Origin of the sequence: Paraburkholderia sp. GAS448 (assembly GCF_050435685.1) — a bacterium.
Classification (GTDB): domain Bacteria; phylum Pseudomonadota; class Gammaproteobacteria; order Burkholderiales; family Burkholderiaceae; genus Paraburkholderia.
On record NZ_JBNDKT010000105.1, the window covers coordinates 1 to 4,291 of the forward strand.

General features: G+C 62.1%; 3 protein-coding genes and 2 pseudogenes. All 5 read right to left on the reverse strand.

The features are described from left to right. Positions 1-83 (reverse strand): annotated as a pseudogene (locus tag P3T23_RS47105) (ATP-grasp domain-containing protein); the annotation flags it as partial. 170 nt (positions 84-253) lie between these two features. Then, a pseudogene (locus P3T23_RS47110) lies at positions 254-965 on the reverse strand (IS6 family transposase). Between the two features lie 9 nt (positions 966-974). Continuing rightward, positions 975-2,024: a 2-dehydropantoate 2-reductase gene (locus tag P3T23_RS47115; RefSeq protein WP_429322861.1), complete on the reverse strand. Its 1,050-nt coding sequence runs from the start codon at positions 2,022-2,024 to the stop codon at positions 975-977. A 146-nt stretch (positions 2,025-2,170) separates the two neighbouring features. Then, positions 2,171-2,407 (reverse strand): formate dehydrogenase subunit delta, encoded by a 237-nt coding sequence (locus P3T23_RS47120; RefSeq protein ID WP_429322862.1) that lies wholly within the window; start codon positions 2,405-2,407, stop codon positions 2,171-2,173. A gap of 9 nt (positions 2,408-2,416) precedes the next feature. Further along, positions 2,417-4,291: formate dehydrogenase subunit alpha (fdhF, locus tag P3T23_RS47125; RefSeq protein WP_429322863.1), on the reverse strand; the 1,875-nt coding region annotated here is incomplete at its 5' end.

Genomic DNA, 4,291 nt, shown 5'->3' on the forward strand with positions numbered 1-4,291 from the left:
ACCGAGAATACCGGCTTGCCGCGCGGTACCGCGACTCCGAATTTCCGCAGGATTTCCTTACCCTGGTACTCGTGAATCTTCATGCGTGATTCCCTCTTGGATTGAACTGCGATTGGCTTTGAATCGCAGATTCTCATTTGCGACGCCGAGCGGGGTGTTAAAAGTGGAGGCACCCAAGCTCGCTTTCAGTGTGGCCGGTTCCGGTGCAAATATTCGATTATTGCGAGAGACGGCCTGTCGGTATGTCACATCGTCATGCGGCGAGGACGGCGTCCCAGACCGCGGGCGTAGTGGTATCTTTGAGGCGCAGTTTCGCGAGATCGAATTGTCCCTTGCGGATGCGATGTGCCAGCTCGATGCCGGCCAAGGTGCTTACCGCGTTCCTGAATCGTTTGAAGCCCAGCATATGTCCTGGACTCGACGTTGCGATGGTCCTGCTCGATCACATTGTTCAGATACTTCGAGGATCGGACCTTGGTGTCTTCGGGCAGCACGCCGTCAGCTTTCATCTCGCGGACCGCCCGGTGTGAGGCCGCATAGCCATCGAGCGTGACGGCGTGCGGTGCACGCCCCTGATGCTTGATCGTCTTCGTCAAGAAGGCCTTGGCGGCCCTCACGTCGCGCCTGGCGCCGAGCCTGAAGTCCACGGTCTGCCCGGCTCGGTCCACTGCGCGATAGAGATAGACCCATCGGCCGCGCACCTTCAGGTAAGTCTCATCGACGCGCCACGACTGACCAGCAGGCCTATCAAAGCGGTTCCAGCGCTTGGCGAATTCCGGCGCGTAGCGCTGTACCCACCGCATGATCGTCGTGTGAGCGAGCGACAGACCACGTTCGGCCATCATCTCGACCAGATCACGCAGACTCAGCTTATAGCGAAGATACCAACAAACGCACAGAACGATCGTATCGCGATCGAAGTGCCGACCGGCGAACAACTTTGCGATGTCCTTGAACTTGCTCATCGGCGGCCCTCATTTCGTCAAGCGAGCTACTTTAACCGATTCGACTACCCTATTTGCACCAGAACCCGAAGAAGCTACCTGAACCGGCGCTTGCTGCGCAATGCACTCGCGCAGCTTGATCAATGCCAGCACCGTATCGATCGTCGGCGTTGCCTCGCCGACCAGCCGGCCCATTTCCTGGACAACGGTAAGCAGTGAGTCGATCTCCATCGGGCGGTTGGCTTCAAGATCCTGCAACATCGAGGTCTTGTGGGCGCCGACCGCACCCGCGCCATCGATACGCCTTTCAACATCCACGCGGAAATGCACGCCGAAGCGGATGCCGATTGTCTGGGCTTCCAGCATCATGGTCCGCGATACCGCGCGCGCCGCCGGATCGCTCGTGATGACGTCCAGCGTCGCGTGGGTCAGCGCGCTAATCGGATTGAAGCAGAGATTGCCCCATAGCTTCAGCCAGATCTCGTCACGGATATTGTCGCGGATCGGCGCGTCCAGACCCGCCGCCACCATGATTTCGTGCAGTTTCTCGATCCGCTCCGTACGTTCGCCGCCCGGTTCGCCGATCGGGAATTTCTTGCCGTACACATGGCGAATCACGCCAGGCTCGACGATTTCGGCCGCCGGATACACCACGCAACCAATGGCCCGCTCAGGTTCGAGCTGGTTCCACTGCTTGCCGCCCGGGTCGATGCTGTCGAGTGTAGTGCCGGCGAATTCGCCGCCATGCTTGTAGAAATACCAGTATGGAATCCCGTTCACGGCGGTAACGATCGCTGTGTCAGGCCCCAGCAAGGGCTGCATCGCGCCCACCACGCCCGGCACCGAATGCGCCTTCAGCGCAACGATCACATAGTCCTGCACGCCGAGTTCACGCGGGTCTGCTGAGCAACGCACCTTGACGATACGCTCGGTACCGTCGATCTGCAGACGTACGCCGTTTGCCTGCATGGCGGCGAGGTGCGGGCCGCGCGCCACGAAACTGACGTCGGCGCCTGCCAGTGCGAGTTGCGCGCCAAGGTACGCGCCGATCGCGCCGGCGCCATAAACACAGATCTTCATCTGTCTCTTCCTGTTTTGAAGTCACGAATGCCGTCACGCCGGAATCGACATCCATTTCGACTCGGACGATGCGAATTTTTCCGGCGGTGCGTCATCACCGTGCGCCGTATCGCGAGCGCAAGCGACGCCGCCGCTGGCTTCGCGGCTCATGCTTGAGCGGGCGTCAACTCAGCGCGATGGCCCGCCAGCGCCTCTCGCATGATCTGGCACAACGCCTCCTTGTTCGACGTATCGAGCACTGCCAGCAGCGCACGCCGCATGCGCGGCTCCCAGAAGCAGCGGATATGATCCGCGATGCCGGCGAGCGCTTCATCGTGGTCCGGCATCGACTCGAAGAACTCGCCGATCCGGTTCGCCATCTCGATCAGGTTCTGTGCATCCATCGCCGCTCCTCACTTGCCTGCGCTGGCGTTGGCCAGCTCGCGCCGCTTCAGCAGATCGAGCTGCTGCTCGTTGAAGCGTGAATAGTCCTGTTGCCACTGCGACGGCTGCTCGACCGGCGTGACCTGCACGGCGGTCACCTTGTACTCGGGGCAATTGGTCGCCCAGTCCGAACTTTCGGTGGTGATCACGTTCGCGCCCGATTCGGGGAAGTGGAACGTCGTATAGACGACGCCCGGCTGCATCCGCTCGGTGACCTTCGCGCGCAGCACGGTCTGACCGGCGCGCGATTCGATGCCGACCCAGTCGTCCATCTTGATGCCGCGCTCCTCGGCATCGTGCGGATGGATTTCGAGCCGGTCTTCGTCGTGCCAGCGCGAATTCTCCGTGCGCCGGGTCTGCGCGCCGACGTTGTACTGCGACAGGATGCGGCCGGTCGTCAGGATCAGCGGGAACTTGCGCGTGACCTTTTCAGGCGTTGCGATGAACTTCGTGATCACGAACTTGCCCTTGCCTCGAACAAACGTGTCGACGTGCATCGTCGGCGTGCCGTCCGGCGCTTCTTCGTTGCACGGCCACTGGATGCTACCGAGCCGATCGAGCTTCGCGTAGGAGACGCCATGAAAGGTCGGCGTGAGGCGCGCGATCTCATCCATGATTTCGCCCGGATGCGCATAGTCCATCTCATAGCCAAGCGCGCGGGACAGCAGCAGCGTCGCTTCCCAGTCCGAATAGCCGGCCAGCGGCGGCATCACCTTGCGCACACGCGAGATGCGGCGCTCCGCGTTGGTGAACGTGCCATCCTTTTCGAGGAACGACGAGCCCGGCAGGAACACGTGCGCGTACTTGGCCGTCTCGTTCATGAAGATGTCCTGCACGACGATGCATTCCATCGACGACAGTGCCGCCGACACATGATGCGTGTTCGGATCCGACTGCACGATGTCTTCGCCCTGGCAGTACAGACCCTTGAAGCTGCCGTGCACAGCGGCTTCGAACATGTTCGGAATGCGCAGGCCGGGTTCCGGCTGCAGCGTGACGTGCCACGCGTCTTCGAAGAGCGCGCGCGTGGTCGAGTCGCTGATATGGCGATAGCCGGGCAGCTCGTGCGGGAAAGAACCCATGTCGCACGAGCCCTGCACGTTGTTCTGGCCGCGCAGCGGATTGACGCCCACGCCTTCGCGGCCGACATTGCCGGTCGCCATCGCGAGGTTCGCAATGCCCATCACCATCGTCGAGCCTTGCGCATGTTCGGTCACGCCAAGGCCGTAATAGATCGCCGCGCGACCGGAGGGAGTCCCTGTGGGATTGCCGCCGGTCGCATAGATCCGTGCGGCTTCGCGCACCTGGTCGGCAGGCACGCCGGTGATCTCGACAGTCGCTTCGGGCGCATTCTCCGGCAGTGCGACGAACGCGCGCCAATGCTCAAACGCGCCTGTCTCGCAGCGTTCGGCGATGAATGCCTCGTTCAGCAGCCCTTCGGTGACGATCACGTGCGCGAGCGCATTGATGATCGCGACGTTGGTGCCGGGGCGCAGTTGCAGATGCTGCGAGGCCTTCACATGCGGCGTATCGACGATATCGATGCGGCGCGGATCGACGACGATCAGTTTCGCCCCTTCACGCACGCGGCGCTTCATCCGTGAGCCGAACACCGGGTGGCCGTCGGTCGGGTTCGCGCCGATCACCATAATCACGTCGGCCTTGTCGACCGACGCGAAGGTCTGCGTACCGGCCGACTCGCCGAGCGTCGTCTTCAGCCCATAGCCTGTCGGCGAGTGGCACACCCGCGCGCAGGTGTCGACGTTGTTGTTGCCGAACGCGGCACGTACGAGCTTCTGCACGAGGTAGGTTTCCTCATTCGTGCAGCGCGACGAGGTGATGCC